The organism is Flammeovirgaceae bacterium SG7u.111 (assembly GCA_034044135.1).
GTDB lineage: Bacteria > Bacteroidota > Bacteroidia > Cytophagales > Flammeovirgaceae.
In genome coordinates this window covers 6,571,934-6,591,524 of the sequence record CP139021.1, presented here as the reverse complement: position 1 = coordinate 6,591,524, position 19,591 = coordinate 6,571,934, and the positions used below count along the sequence as shown (strand labels likewise).

Here is a 19,591-nt window from a genome sequence, read left to right as displayed (position 1 = left end):
TTTGTGGGGAAGAGGTTTCCTTTTTTTAAGGTATGCAATTATTTGCAGATCATCAATTTAGCGAAGCTCAAAATTAAGGTTTTCTCTCCAAAGTTATCAAAAATAATACGGGCACGCTTATCTCCGCCAAAAGATTCGATATTTGTTATGGTGCCAAAGCCAAATTTTGCGTGCTCTACTTTCATCCCTTCGGCGAGTAATTTTGGGTCGCTAGGGCTAAAAGAAGCAGAAACGTTATGCCCCTTCCCTGCAGATGGGGCTGGCTTTTTCAAGTTTTGGTACTTGGTTTTTGGAGCGTTTAATGCACCGAAACTACTTGGGGCTACGGTGTGGCTGGCATCCAAATATGTTTTGTCAATTTCTTCTATAAACCTGCTCGGCTCTTTCATTTCCAGCTTGCCAAAGCGGTAACGTTGCAGTGCATACGAAAGAGTGAGTGTTTTCTTAGCCCGTGTGATGGCTACGTAAAAAAGCCTTCTTTCTTCTTCCAGGTCTGCTCGGCTGTTGAGCATCATTTGGGAAGGGAACAGGTTTTCCTCCATTCCCACTAGGTACACATGCCCAAACTCTAGCCCTTTGGACATGTGGATGGTCATTAGGGTAACGGTGTCCTCATCGGCGGTTTGGTCGGAGGAGGTGAGCAAGGCAACGTCTTGGAGGAATGCATGCAAGCTTTTGTCCTCGTTGTCGGGGTTGTCTACAAATGCTTTCACGGCGTTGAGCAATTCTTGCAAGTTTTCGTACCGAACTCTTCCTTCAACGGTTTTGTCGTCGTAAAGCTCTTTCAGGATTCCCGAGCCTTTGGCAATGTCTGTTGCAGCTTGGAAAGCATCTTTATTCTGGACAGATTGCATGAAGTTTTTGACCATGTTGGCAAATTCCTGTACGGTTTTCACAGCCCTTCCCGAGCCAAAAAACTTCTGGATATTAGCAACCACATCCCAAACAGGTACATCTTGCTCCACTGAAGCAACTACAATTTTATCTACCGTAGTTTTCCCAATTCCCCTTTTTGGGTAGTTCACTATTCTCTTAAAAGCCTCTTCGTCGCTTTGGTTCACCGTGAAGCGGAGGTAGGCAATCAAGTCTTTTATTTCCTTTCTTTGGTAGAAAGAAAGCCCGCCAATAATCTTGTAGGAAATGTTCAATTTCCTGAGTGATTCTTCAATCGCCCTCGACTGGGAGTTGGTTCGGTACAAGACGGCAAACTCACTATTAGGCAAGTTTTCCTGCATCTTGGTCTCGAAAATAGCATTGGCGACCAAGCGTCCTTCCTCACTATCGGTAGCCGATTTTACCAGTTTTATTTTTGCGCCTTCATCGTTCGATGTCCACACATTTTTCTGCAATTGCTTGCTGTTGAAACGGATGACGGAGTTTGCAGCGTTTACAATATTTTGCGAAGAGCGGTAATTTTGCTCCAGCTTTATCACCTTGAGGTCGGGATAATCCTTCTCAAAGTTGAGGATGTTTTGGATGTTTGCCCCACGGAACGCATAGATACTTTGTGCGTCATCACCCACCACTACTATGTTCTGTTTGATAGCCGCAAGCTTTTTGGTGATCATATATTGGGAAATATTCGTATCCTGAAACTCATCTATGAGTACATGGTGGAACTTGTGCTGGTATTTATTGAGCACATCTAGGTGGTCGCGGAAAAGTACGTTGGTGTTGAACAGCAAATCGTCAAAGTCCATGGCGTTGGCATGGAAGCAGCGGTGACTGTATGTTTTGTAGATCTCGGCAATTTTTGGGCGGCGGGAAGTTTCGTCTTCCAGCATTAGCTCGGTGTTGTTCATGTAAGCCCTCCACGAAACGAGGTTATTTTTCGCCATGGAAATCCTGCCCAATACGGCATTTGCTTTGTAGAGCTTATCGTCCAACTCCATTTCCTTTACAATGGTTCGGATCAATGACTTGGAGTCGTCGGCATCGTAAATAGTGAAGTTACTTTGGTAGCCAATTTTATCGGCTTCGTAACGAAGTATTTTAGCAAAAATAGAGTGGAAAGTTCCCATCCAGAGGTTTTTGGCATCGTTGCCCACCACTTGTTCTATCCTCTCCCTCATTTCTTTTGCGGCCTTGTTGGTAAAGGTAAGCGAAAGAATATTGAACGGGTCAACGCCATTTTCTATGAGGCAGGCAATCCTGAGCGTGAGCACACGGGTTTTCCCCGACCCTGCACCAGCTATGATCATCAACGGTCCTTCGGCATGCACCACCGCCTCTCTCTGAGGCTCGTTCAAACTATCCAAGTATTCCATGAAATTGCATTTTTTTATGAATTGAGCCACCCTCTTCGTAAATTTTAAGCTATATGTGCAGCTTTGGATAAAGGGTGTAAGCGTAAAGCGGTTTCAAATTTACAACCTTAGGATTAGAAGGCTAAGGGCAGAGGGATATTAATTTTGTGAAGAAGGAAAAAAGGAAAGATTACTCTTCGTCTTTTAGCAATCGGAAATAAAATGTAGTGAGGAAATGGTTGATTTTGACTTCTTTCACCACGCCGTTTTCAAAAGTATATTCATTGGTCTTTCCATCGGGCAAGTGGAGCTCGTATTTGTGCGGCTCGTCCATTTTCTCAATTTTCAAGAACTCGCAATACCGCTCCGAATATATTTCTGTGGCATCATTGGGCTCTGTGAGGTAAACATTGGTGAGTGTTAGTGTAATTTTCCGTTCCTGTTCGAGTTCTCCTTCTTCTTTGGAAAAAATCTGGTATTTGCTGCCGTCCCATTTTATTTCGCTCATCTCTTTCTCCTTGTCATTCACCACGTTTTGCGAATACCCATAGGTGAGTACGCCATTGGTCAGGCTGTTTTTGAAAATGTATTTTACGTTGATTTCAAATAGAAATTTCTCCTTTACATTTCCCTCTATATAATAATGGACATCGTCGCCCACTCGGTCTTGTTGTACATGGAGCTTACCAATCTGATTGCCGCTTCTCACTATTTCGTAGCGTAGAACGCGAACTTGTGCGATGGAAGCTGCCGAAATCAAAAATGCGCCTATCACGCAAAATAGTTTAGTTTTCAAAAGCTAATAGTTGGTTTACGTAGCCGAAGCTTCAAAAGTGAATATGTTAAGTAATGAAGAGTTATGTAATCAAACATATGTTTAATTATACCGCTAATAAGTGTTTGATCAAAATAAACAATTGCCTATTTACCTAAATACAATAAGCGAATAGTGGCTTTCATAAGGTTGAAAGTTGCAGGTCAACATAGAAGGGAATGAGCAAAAAAACTCAGTTTTTTAATCAAAAAGATACTAATTGAGGTTTGATTGACATTAAAAGGTTAAACAATTTTAAATTATTAAACCACATTGAATTCATGCAACAAGAACCTTCATTAATCACAATGATTTTAGTTGGGCTGATTTTTTTAGCCATCGTTGTTTTAGCCATCGCCTCTAACTGGGTTATCTATCAAAAAGCGGGCAAGCCAGGCTGGGCTTCTATTGTTCCTATCTATAGTACTGTTGTCCTTCTTGAAATAGTAGGGAAACCTGTTTGGTGGTTCTTCTTGCTGTTCATTCCTGGAGTGAACATTATTTTTGCAGTTTGGACTTTAAACCTTCTCTCTAAAAGCTTTGGAAAAGATGAAGGGTTTACCGTAGGGTTAATTCTATTATCACTCGTGTTTTACCCGATCTTAGCCTTCGGTGATGCCAAATACCAAGGACCTGCTGGTGATTATAAGGGATAAGGTTTTCTAATGAAATGAGGTCCCAGACTGAAAGGTTACTTCCTTTTGGTCTGGGATTTTTTTTAATCCAAAAACAAATAATCGTAGTGGATGAGGGCACGGTGTTTTTGCTTGCCCATTCGCTGGATCGCTTTTTCGGAGCTGTATTCAGCTTTCCCCACGCCTAGCGATGTTCCCTCTTCGCTTTTTATTTTTACAATATCTCCTTTTTCAAAACTTCCTTTAATTTTTACCACACCAATAGGCAACAGACTGGTTGCCTGCTCGGAAAGCAGTGCATTTTTAGCTCCTTCGTTTACGATGATTTCCCCTTTTACATAATTGGCAGATTGGGAAAGCCATTTTTTTGCATTCGAAGTGTTTTTACGAGGTGGGAAAAGCGTGCCTGGGGCTTCGGGTTTCATAAGCTCAGCGATGGTGAATTCGTTTTTCCCATTGGCTATGTGGACGGCTATGCCCAAGTCGGCAATTTTCTGGGCATTTCTGCATTTGGTGATCATCCCGCCTCGCCCAAAGTCCGATTTGCTGGAAACCACAAACTTGCTAAAATCAGTTTTTGCAGCATCTAACACGGGAATTACTTTCGTCCCTTCTTTTTTAGGGTCACCATTAAAAACGCCATCTACGTTACTGAGGATAAAAAGCGCATCCATATTGAGCATGGAAGCGACCATCCCTGCTAGCTCGTCGTTGTCGGTAAACATCAGCTCTGAGACCGAAACCACGTCATTTTCATTAATTACGGGGATGATGCCGTTTCCGAGCAAAGCGCTCAGGCAGTTTTTCATGTTTACATAATGCGTGCGGCTTCGGAAATCTTCCCGAGTGACCAACACTTGTGAGCAATAAAGCTGTTGGGATGCAAAAAGTTCCGTATAAATTTTGATAAGCTCAACTTGCCCTATGGAGGAAAAAACCTGCCTTTGGGCAATGGTATCGAGCTTTTTGTTTACCGGGAAAATACTTCTGCCAGCGGCCACCGCTCCCGAAGATATCAACACAATTTCTACCCCTTGCTTTCTCAAAGCCGCTATTTGAGCGACTATTTTTCCCATAAGCTCTTTGTCGGGCAAGCCATTTTTAGCAGCCAGTACATTGGAGCCTAGCTTGATGGCTATTTTTTTATATTTCAAATTCATTCTCTCTAGCTAAAATTATTGGACCTTTCTGATTCACTCGAAAGCTAAGTAAGAGGCTTGTTTAGGGTCAGAAAGAAGTTAGAAAATGCTTATTTAAAACACTGTTTTGCCGTTTTCTAACTTCCAACCTCTAGTTTCTAATCTCTTTACAATCATACTTAATTTTTTCCATGATTGATTTATCAAGTGGGGCATAAAGGACCAGATTACTGCCCCTGTGCTTTTTGTTGGTAAATAGCTTGGAACTTTTGCGCATTGGCTTGGTCGCCCAGCTCTTGGTAGGCGATAGCAAGATTGCGGTACGCATCTACCACGTTCGGGTTGATTTTCAATACCAACTGTAAGTTTCTAATAGCCATATTGAAGCGCTGCTGCTTGATTTGCGGATATTGCATACCTTGCTGCATTAGCGTTACCGCTGCATCTAGGAAAATATATGGGTTGCGCCCATTGTCATATTTTGCCGCAGTTTCGTAGCTCTGCAAGGCGTTGTCATAATCTTTTAACTGTGCATAAGCCCTGCCTCGTTGGTAATACCCACTGGTATTGTTGACTTTCAATTGCACCGATTTGTTGAAGAAAGGAATGGCTTTTTTGTAGTCTTTTTTGTTGTTATACACAATGCCAATCATGGTATAGGCCACGTAGTCATCTGCGTTTATATCAATACATTCCTTAAAGAAGCGAAGGGCTTTATCATCTTGTCCTACATTTAGATAAAGCATGCCTGTAAGTCTCAGTGCTTCTGCATTTGTAGGTTCATACTCAACCGCTTTTAAGGCTTGTGCCAATGCTTCACGGGCTTTGCCTTGACTGCGGAGCTGATGGGCATTTGGCAAGTAACTATTTTCTCTTTTTACTATGGCTATGAGGGGGACTGTGTCCGCTTTTATGACGTGGATAGTCCCTTTTGGAGGGAATGATTTTTCGATCATAGACTTAGGCATGCCCCTCGTTCCGAAGAATGCATAATCCCAATTGGGCTTGAATTTTTCATTTTCCCTCGTCCAAATCATCTGGAGGCTATCCGTCTGTTTATTGGCATAGTATTGCGCCGAGTTTATCTCGAAATTGGCTGCTACCCTTATTTTCTTTTCGTCCACAGGTTCGTTAGCTATGAGCCATTCGGTAGCTTCTTTCATCGCATTACACCAATATTCTGTTTCGTAGTTGGTGTAAGCGCCGTTGATTCCTCCAATTGTTTCATTAAAATAAACGTACTGGTTTGGGTGGTTTTTTACCATCCAGTAAGCAGGTAATGCCATCAGAACTACCAAACAAGCAGTGATGATGCGAGGAATCCAAACCGATTTGAAAAGACTGAAAAGCGTGTCCCAACCCACAGCGGCAAGTACCAACAAAGGGATATAGGTAAACATCATGTGCCTCCAGCCACTGTACAGTGTAGAGTTTTGGATGATGGTAAAAACGATTGGGAAAAAGAAGGCAAAAAGCATCATGAGTAGCATTCCGCTTTTTTTCGCTTTCAAGCTTTCTTTTGTAGGAATAAGACTCAAAACAGCACCAATAAGTACGAAAAGAGGTACGCTGATTCCTATCCATTTGAATATATAATTGGCGGGAGGTGAATCCATATTGATTCGTTCTCCTTCAAAAAGCTCGTAGGTGATCAAAAAACGGAAATTAGTAAATTCCGTGAGTGAGGTAATTGGGTTGGTCAAGGGCTTTTCAATGCCCCAAGGCCAGAACAAAATTCCTAAAAAGTAGCTAGGGATAATGATAATAAGCATGTAGCCAATGTACCTTGGCAGAAGCTTGAACCCATGAGAAAGGTTGTTTTGAGAAATTTGGTAAAGCCAGTATACGCCTCCGAAAATACCCAAAAACCCAAATACGATCAGTCCACCTATTTTGATGCTGATGATAAAAGCAAAGCTAACGATCAGCCAAAAGAATGCGGTAAACGGTGGCTGTGGCATTTGCTTGAAAAACCGAATGAGGTAAAACAAGCTCATGGCATAGCCTAGGGCAAAAGGAATGTCTTTGGGGTTGTTCATGGAGTGGCCAAAGAGGCGCGGCGATAAGGCGGCAAACAAAATTGCCAACAAAGCTATCCGCCAATTTCCGAGTTCTTTTCCCAGCCTTCCAACAAAAAGCATGAGCAATGCTCCGCAAATGGCATTGAGGAAGTGGCGAGATTCGTAAATACCGAAAGGTGATAGGTATTCGTGGAAAACCTGTGCGGCTAGGTCAAAAAAGGCGCTGTAGTGTATAGTAGCGTTCCGAGCATGTTTTTTCATGTCGAAAACTCCTTTATCTTCTCCGCCAGATTTGTAATAGGTTAGAATGTCTTCCGCATATTCTACGAGCACGGGTTCATCCCAAGTCATTCCATATTGGAAACTTAGGGCTGGCAAGAGCAGAAAAAGCGCAAGGGCTACGGTGAAAAAGGACAGGCGGTAAACAGCACTGTTTCCATCTTTCAACATTTCTTGACCAATGCCTTTTTGTTTTATTTCTGCAATAGGTCCGGTGCAATATTTATGGAGTTTGGAAGAGAAATACAGCATTTTTGCCTGCACAAAAAGCTTCATGGCTGAAGTTTCTTCAGTTGCCTTCAAAGGCATTTTTTCTGTTTCAGGGCAAGCTTCTGTAGCTTTTTTATATTGAACCAATGGCTTTTCTGTGCTTTCTCCTAAAGTTTCTTTTGCCTTTTCTAGAGGAAGAATATTTGCCCCAAGAGGCTTGGCTTTAAGCCCAGTAAGTGCAAAAAAGCTCGCCATCGAAATCCAAAGTTTATCAACTGTACTCGCTTTTTTGTCTGAGACTCCAATTGCTGCTTTACTTACTCCAAGTAAAGCATGGTGCTGGCGAAACCAAGAACCAACCTGCTTGGCAAGCTCAAAATCATCAAAATGAAGGCTACAAATATAGTTGTCAGAAGATATAGGAATTAATTCGAGTGCTTCAATTGCGTTTCCTTGGGAAGCCAGCATATTTTCAGACTGGGCATAATCACTTTCGTTTGCATTGAAAATGACCAAGCTCATGTCTTTGCGGCTATCTTTGGTATAATCAATCCAAGGTTTTAATTGCTGGTCTGATATATCTGAGCCATCAACTAAAAAAAACAACTTAGCGTTGCTTGCAGGACGGCTGGTAACTTGTTTTTTAGCTTTTTTCTTCATTCTCCTTGCCAAATACCTTGGCTAGTTTCTGTTTCTGTAATGGAAATACTGTTCCAACAGATATTCATACTTAATCTACTTTGGTGGATAAAACTACCAATAAAATACTACTGCTTGAAAAAAGCGGCAGTTTTTTCGACTACGGTCTGCAAGTTTTCGGGGAGTTTTTCGCTGTTCCAAGGATGCGCCGCCTCAAACGTGTGTCCACTTCCCTCTAGGGTGACAAACGTAGCGTTGGGAATCCATGAATGGAGGCTTTCCGCCGCCGCATAAGGTACGGTTGGGTCTTCCGTGCCGTGGAAAAGAATGACGGGTTGGGTTATAGTTTTTGCGTTTTTTTCAATGGAAAGCTTTTCCCTGTTCTGGATATAGTTTTCATAAATCTGGAAATAGAGCGGCATGTGCTGTTCGGTTCGGCTGTTCCAAATGTGGATTACTCCATCTTTTTCCCAGTTTTCAATTACTGTTTCATCTTTGTACCCTGCCGCCACATCACAGATGGCTGCCCACGTAGCCGTCTTTCTTATCCGAGCATCGGCTGCTGTTTTTAGTACAACCATTCCTCCTCCTCGGCTATGGCCAATTAGGTTGAGTTGCTCCATGTCCGCCTCGTCTTTTATCTCATCGTAACTAAGTAAAAAGTCGATAGCAGTTCCAATATCATCTTGTTCGATGGTGAAATTATTATTGCCAAAAGCTTCTAGGTCGGCGAAGTCGATGGGTGATTCTGGTGTAGTACCATTGTGAGATAGGTTGATTTTTGCGAAAACGAAATCGTTTTTTGCAAAGAAATCGGCTACGAGGTTGAAAGGTCCCCAGTCTTTAAACCCTTTAAAACCATGGACAAATAAGATGATTGGCTTAGCTTTTCCATCCTTTTTGAACCTGATATCGCCAATGAATTTTCTGTTGTCGTGTTTTGATGTGAGTACGAAGTCGAGCTTTTTATTCATTTTTTAAGAGTTTTTGTTCGGTATCTTACAGTATTTGAAGCTTTCCCAAAAATAGAATCCTTTCAATTTTCGGCGTTGGGGAATATGCTTTTTTCCTCATTTTGTGCCAGAATAGGGAAAGAAGGTGGTTTTTAGAGTTTTTATAGCAAAAAAGCCTTTTTTATGGGTTTTATACCAATTTGAGAAAGTAAAACGTTTGCAAACAACAGTTATAAATACTACTTATATCCTTCTCTCCCAATTGTTTTTTAGAAGAACAATAAAGTTATAAGAGGAGAAAAGGAGTTTTTAAGTCTCTTAAAAAAGTGTGAAAAATAGGTTTGAAATTACATGAGTAAGATAAGGGCTAACTAAGAAAGGTTTTAGAGCAAAAAAAATGCAATCTTTACAATATAATTTAAACCACTCCACTAGCAACTAAATCCTACTTGCAACACTACCAACAAACTCCATTACAATTACATGTTGACTAATTAACTATTTCTACACACGTGTTAACTAATTAACTACAATCAATCTACTACAAGAAATATTATATGAAGCAGTATCTACACTACGTTAGCTAATTTATTAAAACCATTATCGAAAAATATGGGCATTTCTTCTTACAGGATGCCCATTTTTTTATGCCTTTTTTAGTTTTTTAGCACAAGGTCGTGCTACATCCCTCCGCAAAATGGGTTGTGCTTCTTCTCATAGGCAATATTGGTAGAAGGTCCGTGCCCGCAAAAGATTCTCGTATCGTCAGGAAGTTTGAACATTACATTTTTGATGCTATTGAGTAATTGTTGGTGGTTTCCGCCCGGAAGGTCGGTTCTACCGATACTTCCGTGAAAGAGCACATCTCCGTTAATACAAAATTTTTGCTCTTTGCAATAGAAAGCCAAGTGCCCTGGGGAATGACCAGGTACAAAAAGAATATCGAGGCTGCTATTTCCAAAAGTGAGCTTTTGGTCGGGGGTAAGAAAACCGTCTGGCTCGGCGTGGCTATACGCTGGAAAGCCATAAACTGGGGCATAAGAAGGGACTGAACCCAATACTTCTTGCTCCTTTTCGGGAATGTAAAGGTTTACCCCAAATTTCGTTTTTGCAAACTCGTTGCCCAGTACATGGTCTACGTGGCAATGAGTATTTACCACCTTGCTCACTTTAAGTTTTTTCTCTTCTATAAACTCAACAAGCTCTTCTCTTTCAACTTTATCATAGCAACCAGGGTCTATGATGATACATTCGCGAGAGTCATCGAATAACAAATAGGTATTTTCACCAAAGGCATTAAAAGTAAATTCTTGAATGGTAATCATAACAGTTTTTAGTGCTTGAAGAATTAATGTAAATAATTAGAAATAACCCTATACCAATAAACTTGTTCTTTTTGTCCAACTCGGCGTTACAAAAAACCTCATGTAACTATGGCTATGCTCAGTTTTTGCGCCTTGATTTGAACAAAAATCACTGCATTTATCGATCAGGTTATTTCGAAATCTTTACAAATGGATGAAAAAATTGGATTCCTGAATCGATAATGTTTCAAATTTAAGAAATCCGTAGTTGTCCTTTGTTATTTTTGACAATTGAGGTCCTAAAAAAGAAAGCGATGGATTACGATTATATATTAGTGGGGCAGGGGATAGCTGGTACTGTACTGGCGGAAAGCTTGTTTCAGGTGGGTAAAAGTGTGTTGGTGGTAGACAATGGGGCAAAAAAGACATCTTCGAGGGTGGCAGCAGGGATTTTTAACCCGATTACTGGGCGAAGGATGAACAAGACTTGGGTTGCCGACGAGCTATTTCCCAAGCTATTTGACTTCTATCCAACACTTGAAATAAAGCTAGGAAAGCGGTTTTTCTATCAAAAGAATGTTTACCATCCTTTCGACTCGCAAGAGAAGCAGAATTATTGGATGGCGGAAAGTGCCGACTCTTCTTTTGCCGATTATATAAAAGGTTTTGACAAAGGTGAAAAGTACAAAAGGGTAATCAAGGGTGAGTTTGGGGGTATGTTGATAACCAAAGCTGGGTTTGTGGATATCCCTGTGATGCTGGATGTATACCGAGCTTTTTTGATTGAGAAAAAATGCTTGCTAGAAAAGAGCTTATCGATAGAAGATGTTAAAATTTTGCCCGATGGGGTGGAATGGCAAAACATTAGGGCAGGGAAAATGATTTTCTGTGAGGGGACTTTAGGAGAGGGCAACCCGTATTTTGATTGGTTGCGCTTCAAGCCCGTAAAAGGTGAGCTGCTTTTGGTCGATTTTAAAAATCAGCAATTTGAAGAGACTATTAACCGAGGTTGTTGGATTTTGCCTCATCACGATGGGCTTTGTAGGATAGGGGCAACATATGATAATTATGATATGAGTCTTGAAACAACCGAATTGGCTAAAGAAAAATTGCTAGAAAAACTAACTGCGCTCGTGTCGGTTCCTTTTGAAATAAAAGAACAGCGAGCGGGAATTCGCCCTGCTACATACGATCGTAGGCCGTTTGTAGGCTTGCATCCTGAACATCCGAGCATAGGTGTATTCAATGGGCTAGGGGCAAAAGGAATTTCGCTTTCTCCATGGTGTGCAGAGCTTTTTGTAAATCAGTTAGAAAAGGGAAATGAACTTCCCAAGGAAATTGATATCAGAAGGGTGCTTAAACGTAAAGGCTAATCCACCTAAATAAAGCGATGCTTGCTTTATTTGAGGATTTATCAAGGTGTTCTTTTGCAAACAAGTTTAGTTTAAGTATTATTATATTTATTGATACGAATGCTGAAAAGCGACCAAATACTCTTTGAAAAATAATATTGACAGGAAGATAAATAGTTTGTCGATGATCAAAAAATATATGAAACACTTCAAGCCTTCCTTCGGGCTTAATACCATTGGGCTAAGGACACTTTTTGCTATAGGTACCATGCTTTTCGCTGTGCAGCCTACCCATGCCCAGTTTAATAAAAATAAGTTTGGGAAGAACAGGGTTCAGTACAAGGACAAAGAGTGGAATTATATTTCCACCATGAACTTCGATATTTATTTCTACGACGGTGGGTACGACGTAGCGAAGCTTGCGGCTCAGTTTGCCGAAGAAGATTTTGACCGTATCACCGATATGGTGGGTTTCTCTCCTTACAACAAGACAAAAATCCTCATCTATAACTCCATCATTGATCTGCAACAGAGTAATATCGGTATTTACTACCAAGGTTATTCGGTTGGAGGGCAAACACGGTTTATCCATTCGGAAGTCGAGGTGGCTTTTAGTGGTTTAAAAGCCGAATTTAAAGAGGAGCTTTCACTGAGTATTTCCGATATCCTGATTTTTGAGATGATGTATGGTGGTTCTCTAAAGGATATTTTCCGAAACTCTTACCTGCTCAATTTGCCTGAGTGGTTTATGAGCGGAGCTTCTAGTTATATAGCCAATGGCTGGGACGAGGAGATGGATGATTACATCAGAGATATGTTTTCTCAGAAGAGAATAAAGAAAGTTTCTAACCTCAAAGGCGAGGAAGCGAGGCTGGTTGGGCAATCTATTTGGAACTACATGGCGGAGGAGTATGGTAGGTCAAATATTGCCAACGTGTTGAACTTGATTCGGATAGTAAGAAATGAAGAAAATAGTATTCAGAATACGTTAGGGATCTCGTACAAGTCTTTTATGAAAGGCTGGGAGGAGTATTATAGAAAACAAAATAAGGTAATTGCCGAATCGCATATAGATCCTACGGAAGATCAAATATTCAAGAAAAATAGGAAGAAGTTTATTTTCAACGATATGACCCACAGCCCTAGTGGGAGGTATATTGCCTACACTACCAATACGAAAGGTAGGTGGAAGGTAAAGGTGTATGACACTAAAAAAGATAAAACTAAAAAGGTGTTGACAGGAGGTTATAAGCTTATTAACCAACAAATAGATAAAAACGCGCCCCTTTTGGCTTGGCGCGATAAAGCGGAGCTTGGGATTTTTGCACCACACAATGGAAGAATGCACTTGTGGTTTTACGAATTAGGCAAGAAGCAAGGAAGGAAGAGGAAAGAAAAAAGGGTGTTTAGGAGTTTTAGTAATATCCGAGGGTTTGATATTGACCCAAGTGGGAATTATTTGGCACTGAGTGCGGAATGGAGAGGAAGAAACAATTTGTATTACTACGATTATCGTCAGCGAAAACTTACCCAGCTTACCAATGATATTTATGATGATATCAACCCGAGGTTTATGCCAGGAAGGGATAAGAAAATTGTATTTAGCTCCAACAGGGTTACAGATACACTAGATGTAATCAGAGGTTATGTGGCGGATGATATAAAGGATAATTTCAATGTGTTTGTGTATGATTTTGATAATGCACAAGTATTGAGAAGGGTGACAAATACGTTGAGCAAAGATGTAAAACCTGTTCCTATAAGTACAAGTGAAATTCTGTATCTAAGTGATCAGAGAGGGATTTCGCACCTATACAAATATAACCTGAATGACAGTGTATCCACTCAAGTGACGAATTACCAAACAGGTATCCAGAATTATAACCTGAGCAAGAACAATGAGTTGATGATGATCATGCTCGATGATGGAAAGGACTTACTCTATCAGGTTAAAGATTTCAACCCTGATAAGCCTATTTTTACCACAAAAACTTACCGCCAACAGCTTAATGATTTGCGCTATGTGCAAGAAATGAAGCGCAAGCGAGAGATAGAAGCAAGAAGGAAAAAGTTAGAAGAGCAAAAGCTTATAAAACAGCAAGAGCAAGATCGCCTTATAGAAAAAATAAAGAAGGCTACTCAAGAGGCGCAAGATAGTTTGAAGGCTATACAAGATTCTACTTTGACGAACCTGCCAGATTCTTTGCAGCAAAACCAAGCTGTAGCAGTTCCAGATTCTTTAGGGGCAGTTTCTGGCTCAGATTCTACTGACGTAAATGAAATTATCATTGAGCAACCTACTCCTGTCGCAGATAGTACTACGACGGCTCAAGGGGGTGATGAAATAGATACGGATGATTATCAGTTTGATACTTTTTCTAAAAACAGAAGAAGTAAATTTCTTGAAAAATATAGGGAGAAAGTTGCGCAACAAAAAGGGGGGAAAGAAGAGCAAGACGAGAGTGGTGAGATGGTAGAAATTTCCAAATCAAGACCTTACGAAAGGATGTTTGCTCTTGATAATGTGACTACTTCACTGGAGATCGATCCGCTGAGAGGGTGGGGGCTATTGTTTGATGCGGCTATGACCGATGTGCTGGAAAATCATAAGATTAATGCAGGATTGTTTTTTGTGACCAGTCTCAACAATAGTAACATCTATGCCGAATATGAATACCTAAAGAAAAGGTTTGATTATAGGGTACGCTATGAAAGAAGGAACTTAGAGACTGCGACTGATGCTTTTAGCCACAGGTATTATATTAACATGTTTGAGGGTAGTGTATCTTATCCGCTTAATATTACTACGAGGGTGAGTGTAGAACCATTTTTTGCTACCACAAGGTTTAGCGACCTTGTGATCAACAGTGGCAGGCAGGATGAAATCATCAACTATGCAGGCTTCAATGCGGAATTTATTTTTGACAATAGCATAGTGATCGGGACGAATATGATGCACGGAACGCGCTTTAAGGCGAGGTACGAAAACTATAATAGTTTAAATATTGGCGACAGGAGTTTTGGTAAATTTACACTTGATTTCAGGAATTATCAGCGGATTTCCCGCTCATTGGTATTTGCTACTCGTTTCTCCTACGGAAAGTTTTTGGGCAAGTCTCCTAAGGATTTTGTTTTGGGGGGGATGGACAATTGGTTATTCAACAAAACGGATGATGGTGGGGAAAATAATGCTTTGGGAGTATCGCAAGGTAATAATAGTGACTTGCTCTTTGTAGATTTCGTAACTCCGATGCGTGGGTTTAATTACAACAAATTAAGCGGGCAAGATTATCTGCTTATCAATGCGGAGCTTCGTTTCCCACCTATTAAGTTCTTTGCAAAAAATACGATCAACTCGAATTTTTTCAGGAATTTACAGCTAGTTGGATTTGCGGACGTAGGTTCGGCTTGGACGGGCATCAGTCCTTTCAACAGAGAAAATGCCCTTAATACTGTAACAGATGAAGATGGGAATTTTAGCTGGAAAGTTTCCAATTTCAAAAACCCTTTCCTAATTGGCTATGGAGCTGGTTTAAGAACAGTGCTGATGGGGTACTATACTAAGTTTGATGTGGCTTGGGGACTTGAAGACAATGTGGTGCTCGATCCGAAGTTTTACCTCACTTTGGGCTACGATTTCTAGTCGATGCCTAAAAAGGCTTTGGTGTGTTGGATGACCCGTGGGAAATATTCCATGAACTCGGCTTGGAATTCGGTGTAGTTTTTTTCCAAAATTCCGGTAGCCTTGTAAAGCTGCGTATCTCTCGATGTTCGACGGTCTATTCCTTTAAGCGAGCGCTCTATTCCATATAAAGTAGCATAGCCAGTGAGCCAATTGTGTTCAATCATATGCGGAACAAACCCTTGCACCCTTTCGGGGAGTAAGGGTTTGTTTTTTGTGATGATGCGGAAAAAATCTTGGGAAAACTCTTCCAAACTGAGTGGATGGAATTTTTTCCAGCTAGTTGCCAGCAAATAGTCGATAAATACATCGATAACAACTGCCGAGTATCTCCCAAAATCAGGCTTTAGCCGAGTGCTGCTTGCACGGATTTGCTCGTCGTGATCTGTAAAACGGTCAATTTCCCTGTGTAGCAAAATACCTTTTTGTATTTCGGGAGGATAGTTTTCATGCTTGTTCCCCTTTACAAAATCGCCTATAAAGTTGCCTATGGTAATTTCTTCAATTCCATGGGAAAGATAAATATGTCCTAAAAAATTCATGATTGCTGAAATAATGATTGACATTTTCGAACCATCCTCATGATCGATTCTTCGTCGTTTTTAGCCGGTACATCGCTTATAGCTACCCATTCCAAATCCAAGGATTCATTGTTGATCTGCAATGGGGTGTTTCTATCTGCTTCTAGCAAAAAGCGTAGGTCGTAATGAAAGTGGGCAGGCACTCCTTTCCTTTCGGGGATTTCATGGATATCCACATCAAAAATAGTTTCTTGTACAGGTTTTACATCCATCAAACCTGTTTCTTCATTTACCTCCTTCGTAGCCACATTCAAAATATCAGTATCCCCATCGGCATGCCCTCCAGGCTGAAGCCATTTGTTCAGCTTTTTGTGATGAAGCATAAGAATATGCTCCCTTTCAAGGTCGATGACGATAGCGGAACCTGTCATATGACCGCTTAGATTACTTCTGAGAAAACAATCTTCATTTTTTTCCACAAAATCAATCATCCGAGCTTGCATTTCTTTTTCTGCTGCATCGCTAGGTTGGTAGTCGTTTAGTTTTTCTACTAATATTTTTCTTCCCATACTATCAGTTCTTGTAAGAGCCTATTGCTTTTGCGAGCTCCTCTTGAATATCCTTTTTCAATTTTTCGGGTGCAAGGACTTTTACATTTGCTCCAAAACCAAGTATCAGCTTCCTGAGTTCAAAATTGTTGACAAGGTCGAGGGAAATGCGATATTCATCCTTGTTGTCCACCAATTCTTTTTGGGTAGGATGAAGTGGGCGGCTTTTGAGGTAGTTTCCCTGAAAAGGGGAAAATGACAAGATTACTTCGTTGGCTTCTTCGCTGAGTGCGGTTATTCCATAGCAATTCTTAAAAAAAGCATCAGCATTGAAGCCTACTTCATCTTGGGGAATATATTTGTCGTCTTGGTGTACAAAGCCCAAAACCCGATCTATCCCAAATGTTCGTACTTGTTCGTAGCCAGCATCCGAAACATAACCTGTTAAGTACCAGAGGTCGTCAAATTCCTTGAGTAAGTAGGGGTGGATGGTATAATATTTTGAGCTTTCCGAATTGAATTTTTGGTATTCGATACTCAATACTTTTTTACTGGCTATTTCTTGAATAAGCCTGCTCAATATATCGCTGCCTTTAAAATAGGGAGACTTGTCAATTTGGATGAATTTGTTGACATTTTTGGAGTCCTTGCCAAAGGTTCGTGTTATTTCCAAACCGTCGAGTACCTTATCTACTGCACCTGAAAACTCGCTGAAAATAGGCAGGTATTTAAATTCTTCTAAAAATGTTTCCACGAAGCTCAGGGCAAGCATTTGCTCATCGGAAAGGTTGACCGAAAAGAGCTGGAAATCATCCTCTTCGTAGTAATATCCTTTGTAGGTTTTGTGATAGAGGATGGGAGCATCAAATTCTAGTCGCATGGCATTGAGGTCTTTTTCTATGGTGGAAATAGACCTTACACCAAATTTTTCGTGGCAAACTTCTAATATTTCATTTTTGGTCGGGTATTTATGTTGCCTATTCCTAAGCATCCTGTCTATGACCATGTACCTTAAAAAAGCGAGCTTGCTGCTGGGCATATTTGAAAGAGTTTTTGAGTTGGTTCAAATGAATTATGGGTTGTGAAAAGGGGAAAAATAACCCTCAACCGCCCTCAATCGATTAGTTTTGTGAATATAGGGCGATTTGAGGTAAAGAAAAAGGCAAGCGAAAGGCTTGCCTTAAATCTCTGGGTTTTAGCTGCTGGTGAGCATTATACTTTTTTGGCAACATAGAGCGGAACTTCGGAATGGAAAGCCAATTTTTTAGTAGTGCTTTTGTGGAAAAGACTTTCAATAAAACCTCGGTCTTCTGGCAGTACGGCTATCATATCCACATCATTTTCCCTTAGGAATTGTATAATCCCTTTTTCAACACCTTTGCTGTGTACCAGTTTGAAATTGATTTTGTTGAGCGGCACAAACTTGTAGTTATGCTGTAGCTCATCAAGTTTTTGGTTGTCATCTTCACTTTTGTCTAGCGATGTATTTATGTGCAAACAAGTAAGCTCTGCATTAAATTTTTCGCTTATCAAGCTTAGGCCATCTATGGCTTTGCAATCATCTTCGTGGAAGTTAGTTGCATACACGAGCTTTTTCAATCCTCCAAACTTTGCCTTTTCGGGAATAGCCAGCACGGGAATATCAACCCTGTCAATCACTGCGGCGGTAATGCTTCCTAATAAGACCTCTTCAAGCCCACTTGCCCCCTGTGTTCCCATAACTATAAGGTCAAAATCATGATCGAGGGTCATTTGGTAAATGCTATCGGCAGCTACGCCTTCGGTAATAATGGTGAGAAACTCAATGTGTCTATCGCTGTTGTTGTAGAATGTGTTTGTGTATTTAGAGGACAGTTCTTCGAGCCGGAGTTTGTGGTCATATTTCACCTCTGCATTAAGGGTTTGCATATATGCTCCAGACGAATACTCCATGCCCATAGCGACATCTATAGGATAACTATTGAATAGTACAATTTCACTACCTAAAAATTTTGACATTTCAACAGCATATTCTAATGCGTTGATAGAATTGTCAGAAAAATCTATTGGGACTAGTATCTTTTTCATTTTTATTTACTGTTTAAGGTGGTAAAGATAAAGTGTTTGTCAGGGTGAAAATATTAAATTTTGCGTGTTATTATGCTTATGTGCTATACACAAATATGTGCCTTTGCAAACGTTTGCACAATGATATAGGTCTTTGCAAAACCTGATGTAAATCAGTTTTTTTATTTGCAACCATCATAGTAGACTAGGCGTTTGAAGATGATCTTTGTAATAAGAACAGGAAGGAAAACTATTTTTTGAGCTATTTTTTTCAAACAGATTTTTTCGATAGTTGATTTTTTAATTGAGTTTACCTGCTCTTACCTTCTAACAACACCAACTAAGGTAGTTGTTCAAAAAATATTTAATGTATTGTAGTTCATAAGGGATGCTAACCCTAACTTATTAGTACTAAAGATTTGGTTTATGTTAGTAATTTTAGATTAAATTGAACATACACCTCCAAGATTTTGTCTCGGGGGTGTTTTTTTATGCCTATATATTTTTTTTATACGCTAAGTTTGGAATGAAAGGTTATATGCCTTTTCATAAACAAATCATAGCTCGGTAATCAGTGGTAAAAGAGCCTGTGTGATTTAGGTTTTTTGATTCAAGATGTACTGTTTATCTTTTTATGAAGTAACTTCACATAAGGGCTTTATAGGGAATGAAATGAACAAAATCGGCGACAAACCTGTATTGTATGTATAGACATGTGTTGTCTGGGTAAATTAAATAAGCAACTAGGGCATGGAACTCGAAAAGGAAATAAAACAAAAAAAATTCAACAATGAATATCAGAAGGCTCTTCTGAATATCATTTATACCAATAGTTGGATTTCAACTATTCAATCATGTTTTTTTAAACCTTACAAAATTTCACCTCAGCAGTACAATGTATTGAGAATTTTGAAAGGACAATACCCAGCTCCCGCATCTATTAACCTGATCATTGACAGGATGCTGGACAAGATGTCTAATGCATCGAGGTTGGTGGAAAAGCTAAGGCAAAAGGGCTTGGTAGAGCGCCAAGAATGTATGCACGATAGGAGACAAGTTGAAGTAACCATCACGCCTCAAGGGATGGAGCTTTTGGGAGAAATAGCTGCCAAAAACCATGAGATAGAATCCAGGTTCGAGTCATTGAGCGAAGAGGAAGTAACGCAGCTCAATTACTTGCTGGACAAACTAAGAGGGTAGGC

General features: G+C 40.3%; 14 protein-coding genes. 4 read left to right on the top strand and 10 right to left on the bottom strand.

Annotation, left to right across the window (positions count from 1 at the left end; genetic code table 11):
- Positions 1-38: 38 nt before the first annotated feature.
- A complete protein-coding gene (locus R9C00_25485; GenBank protein WPO35050.1) occupies positions 39-2,267 on the bottom strand; it encodes a 3'-5' exonuclease in 2,229 nt (742 codons plus the stop codon).
- Positions 2,268-2,436: 169 nt separating this feature from the next.
- Positions 2,437-3,042 carry a DUF6134 family protein gene (locus R9C00_25480; GenBank protein WPO35049.1) on the bottom strand — a complete coding sequence of 202 codons (606 nt, stop codon included), beginning with the start codon at positions 3,040-3,042 and terminating at the stop codon, positions 2,437-2,439.
- 299 nt (positions 3,043-3,341) lie between these two features.
- Between R9C00_25480 and R9C00_25475 the strand changes: the two genes are divergently transcribed.
- Complete coding sequence (locus R9C00_25475; protein WPO35048.1) at positions 3,342-3,716, top strand: DUF5684 domain-containing protein; 375 nt, start codon at positions 3,342-3,344, stop codon at positions 3,714-3,716.
- 62 nt (positions 3,717-3,778) lie between these two features.
- Here the strand turns inward: R9C00_25475 and proB are convergent, their stop codons facing one another.
- The 4 genes from proB to R9C00_25455 all read right to left on the bottom strand — a co-directional run bounded on the left by proB (position 3,779) and on the right by R9C00_25455 (position 10,261).
- On the bottom strand, positions 3,779-4,855 hold the full coding sequence (gene proB, locus R9C00_25470) for a glutamate 5-kinase (protein ID WPO35047.1): 1,077 nt from the start codon (positions 4,853-4,855) through the stop codon (positions 3,779-3,781).
- A 206-nt stretch (positions 4,856-5,061) separates the two neighbouring features.
- A complete protein-coding gene (locus R9C00_25465; protein ID WPO35046.1) occupies positions 5,062-8,004 on the bottom strand; it encodes a tetratricopeptide repeat protein in 2,943 nt (980 codons plus the stop codon).
- Positions 8,005-8,111: 107 nt separating this feature from the next.
- Entirely contained in the window at positions 8,112-8,957 is an 846-nt protein-coding gene (locus R9C00_25460; protein WPO35045.1) for an alpha/beta fold hydrolase, read from the bottom strand.
- Positions 8,958-9,616: 659 nt separating this feature from the next.
- Positions 9,617-10,261 carry an MBL fold metallo-hydrolase gene (locus tag R9C00_25455; protein WPO35044.1) on the bottom strand — a complete coding sequence of 215 codons (645 nt, stop codon included), beginning with the start codon at positions 10,259-10,261 and terminating at the stop codon, positions 9,617-9,619.
- Between the two features lie 293 nt (positions 10,262-10,554).
- On the opposite strand from R9C00_25455, the gene R9C00_25450 reads away from it, so the two are divergent.
- Entirely contained in the window at positions 10,555-11,613 is a 1,059-nt protein-coding gene (locus R9C00_25450) for an FAD-dependent oxidoreductase (GenBank protein ID WPO35043.1), read from the top strand.
- 178 nt (positions 11,614-11,791) lie between these two features.
- The gene (locus tag R9C00_25445; protein ID WPO35042.1) at positions 11,792-15,235 is read left to right on the top strand and encodes a translocation protein TolB; all 3,444 of its coding nucleotides are present in this window, start codon (positions 11,792-11,794) and stop codon (positions 15,233-15,235) included.
- Here R9C00_25445 and R9C00_25440 read toward each other — a convergent pair.
- The 4 genes from R9C00_25440 to R9C00_25425 all read right to left on the bottom strand — a co-directional run bounded on the left by R9C00_25440 (position 15,232) and on the right by R9C00_25425 (position 18,410).
- Entirely contained in the window at positions 15,232-15,840 is a 609-nt protein-coding gene (locus R9C00_25440) for an acyl carrier protein phosphodiesterase (GenBank protein ID WPO35041.1), read from the bottom strand. The two genes, R9C00_25445 and R9C00_25440, sit on opposite strands and share 4 nt — an antisense overlap.
- Entirely contained in the window at positions 15,813-16,364 is a 552-nt protein-coding gene (locus tag R9C00_25435) for an NUDIX hydrolase (GenBank protein WPO35040.1), read from the bottom strand. Before R9C00_25435 ends, R9C00_25440 begins: the two co-directional genes overlap by 28 nt.
- Positions 16,365-16,368: 4 nt before the next feature.
- Positions 16,369-17,382 carry a WYL domain-containing protein gene (locus R9C00_25430; GenBank protein WPO35039.1) on the bottom strand — a complete coding sequence of 338 codons (1,014 nt, stop codon included), beginning with the start codon at positions 17,380-17,382 and terminating at the stop codon, positions 16,369-16,371.
- 173 nt (positions 17,383-17,555) lie between these two features.
- Positions 17,556-18,410: a universal stress protein gene (locus R9C00_25425; protein ID WPO35038.1), complete on the bottom strand. Its 855-nt coding sequence runs from the start codon at positions 18,408-18,410 to the stop codon at positions 17,556-17,558.
- A gap of 729 nt (positions 18,411-19,139) precedes the next feature.
- Between R9C00_25425 and R9C00_25420 the strand changes: the two genes are divergently transcribed.
- Entirely contained in the window at positions 19,140-19,589 is a 450-nt protein-coding gene (locus R9C00_25420; protein WPO35037.1) for a MarR family transcriptional regulator, read from the top strand.
- Positions 19,590-19,591 lie beyond the last annotated feature (2 nt).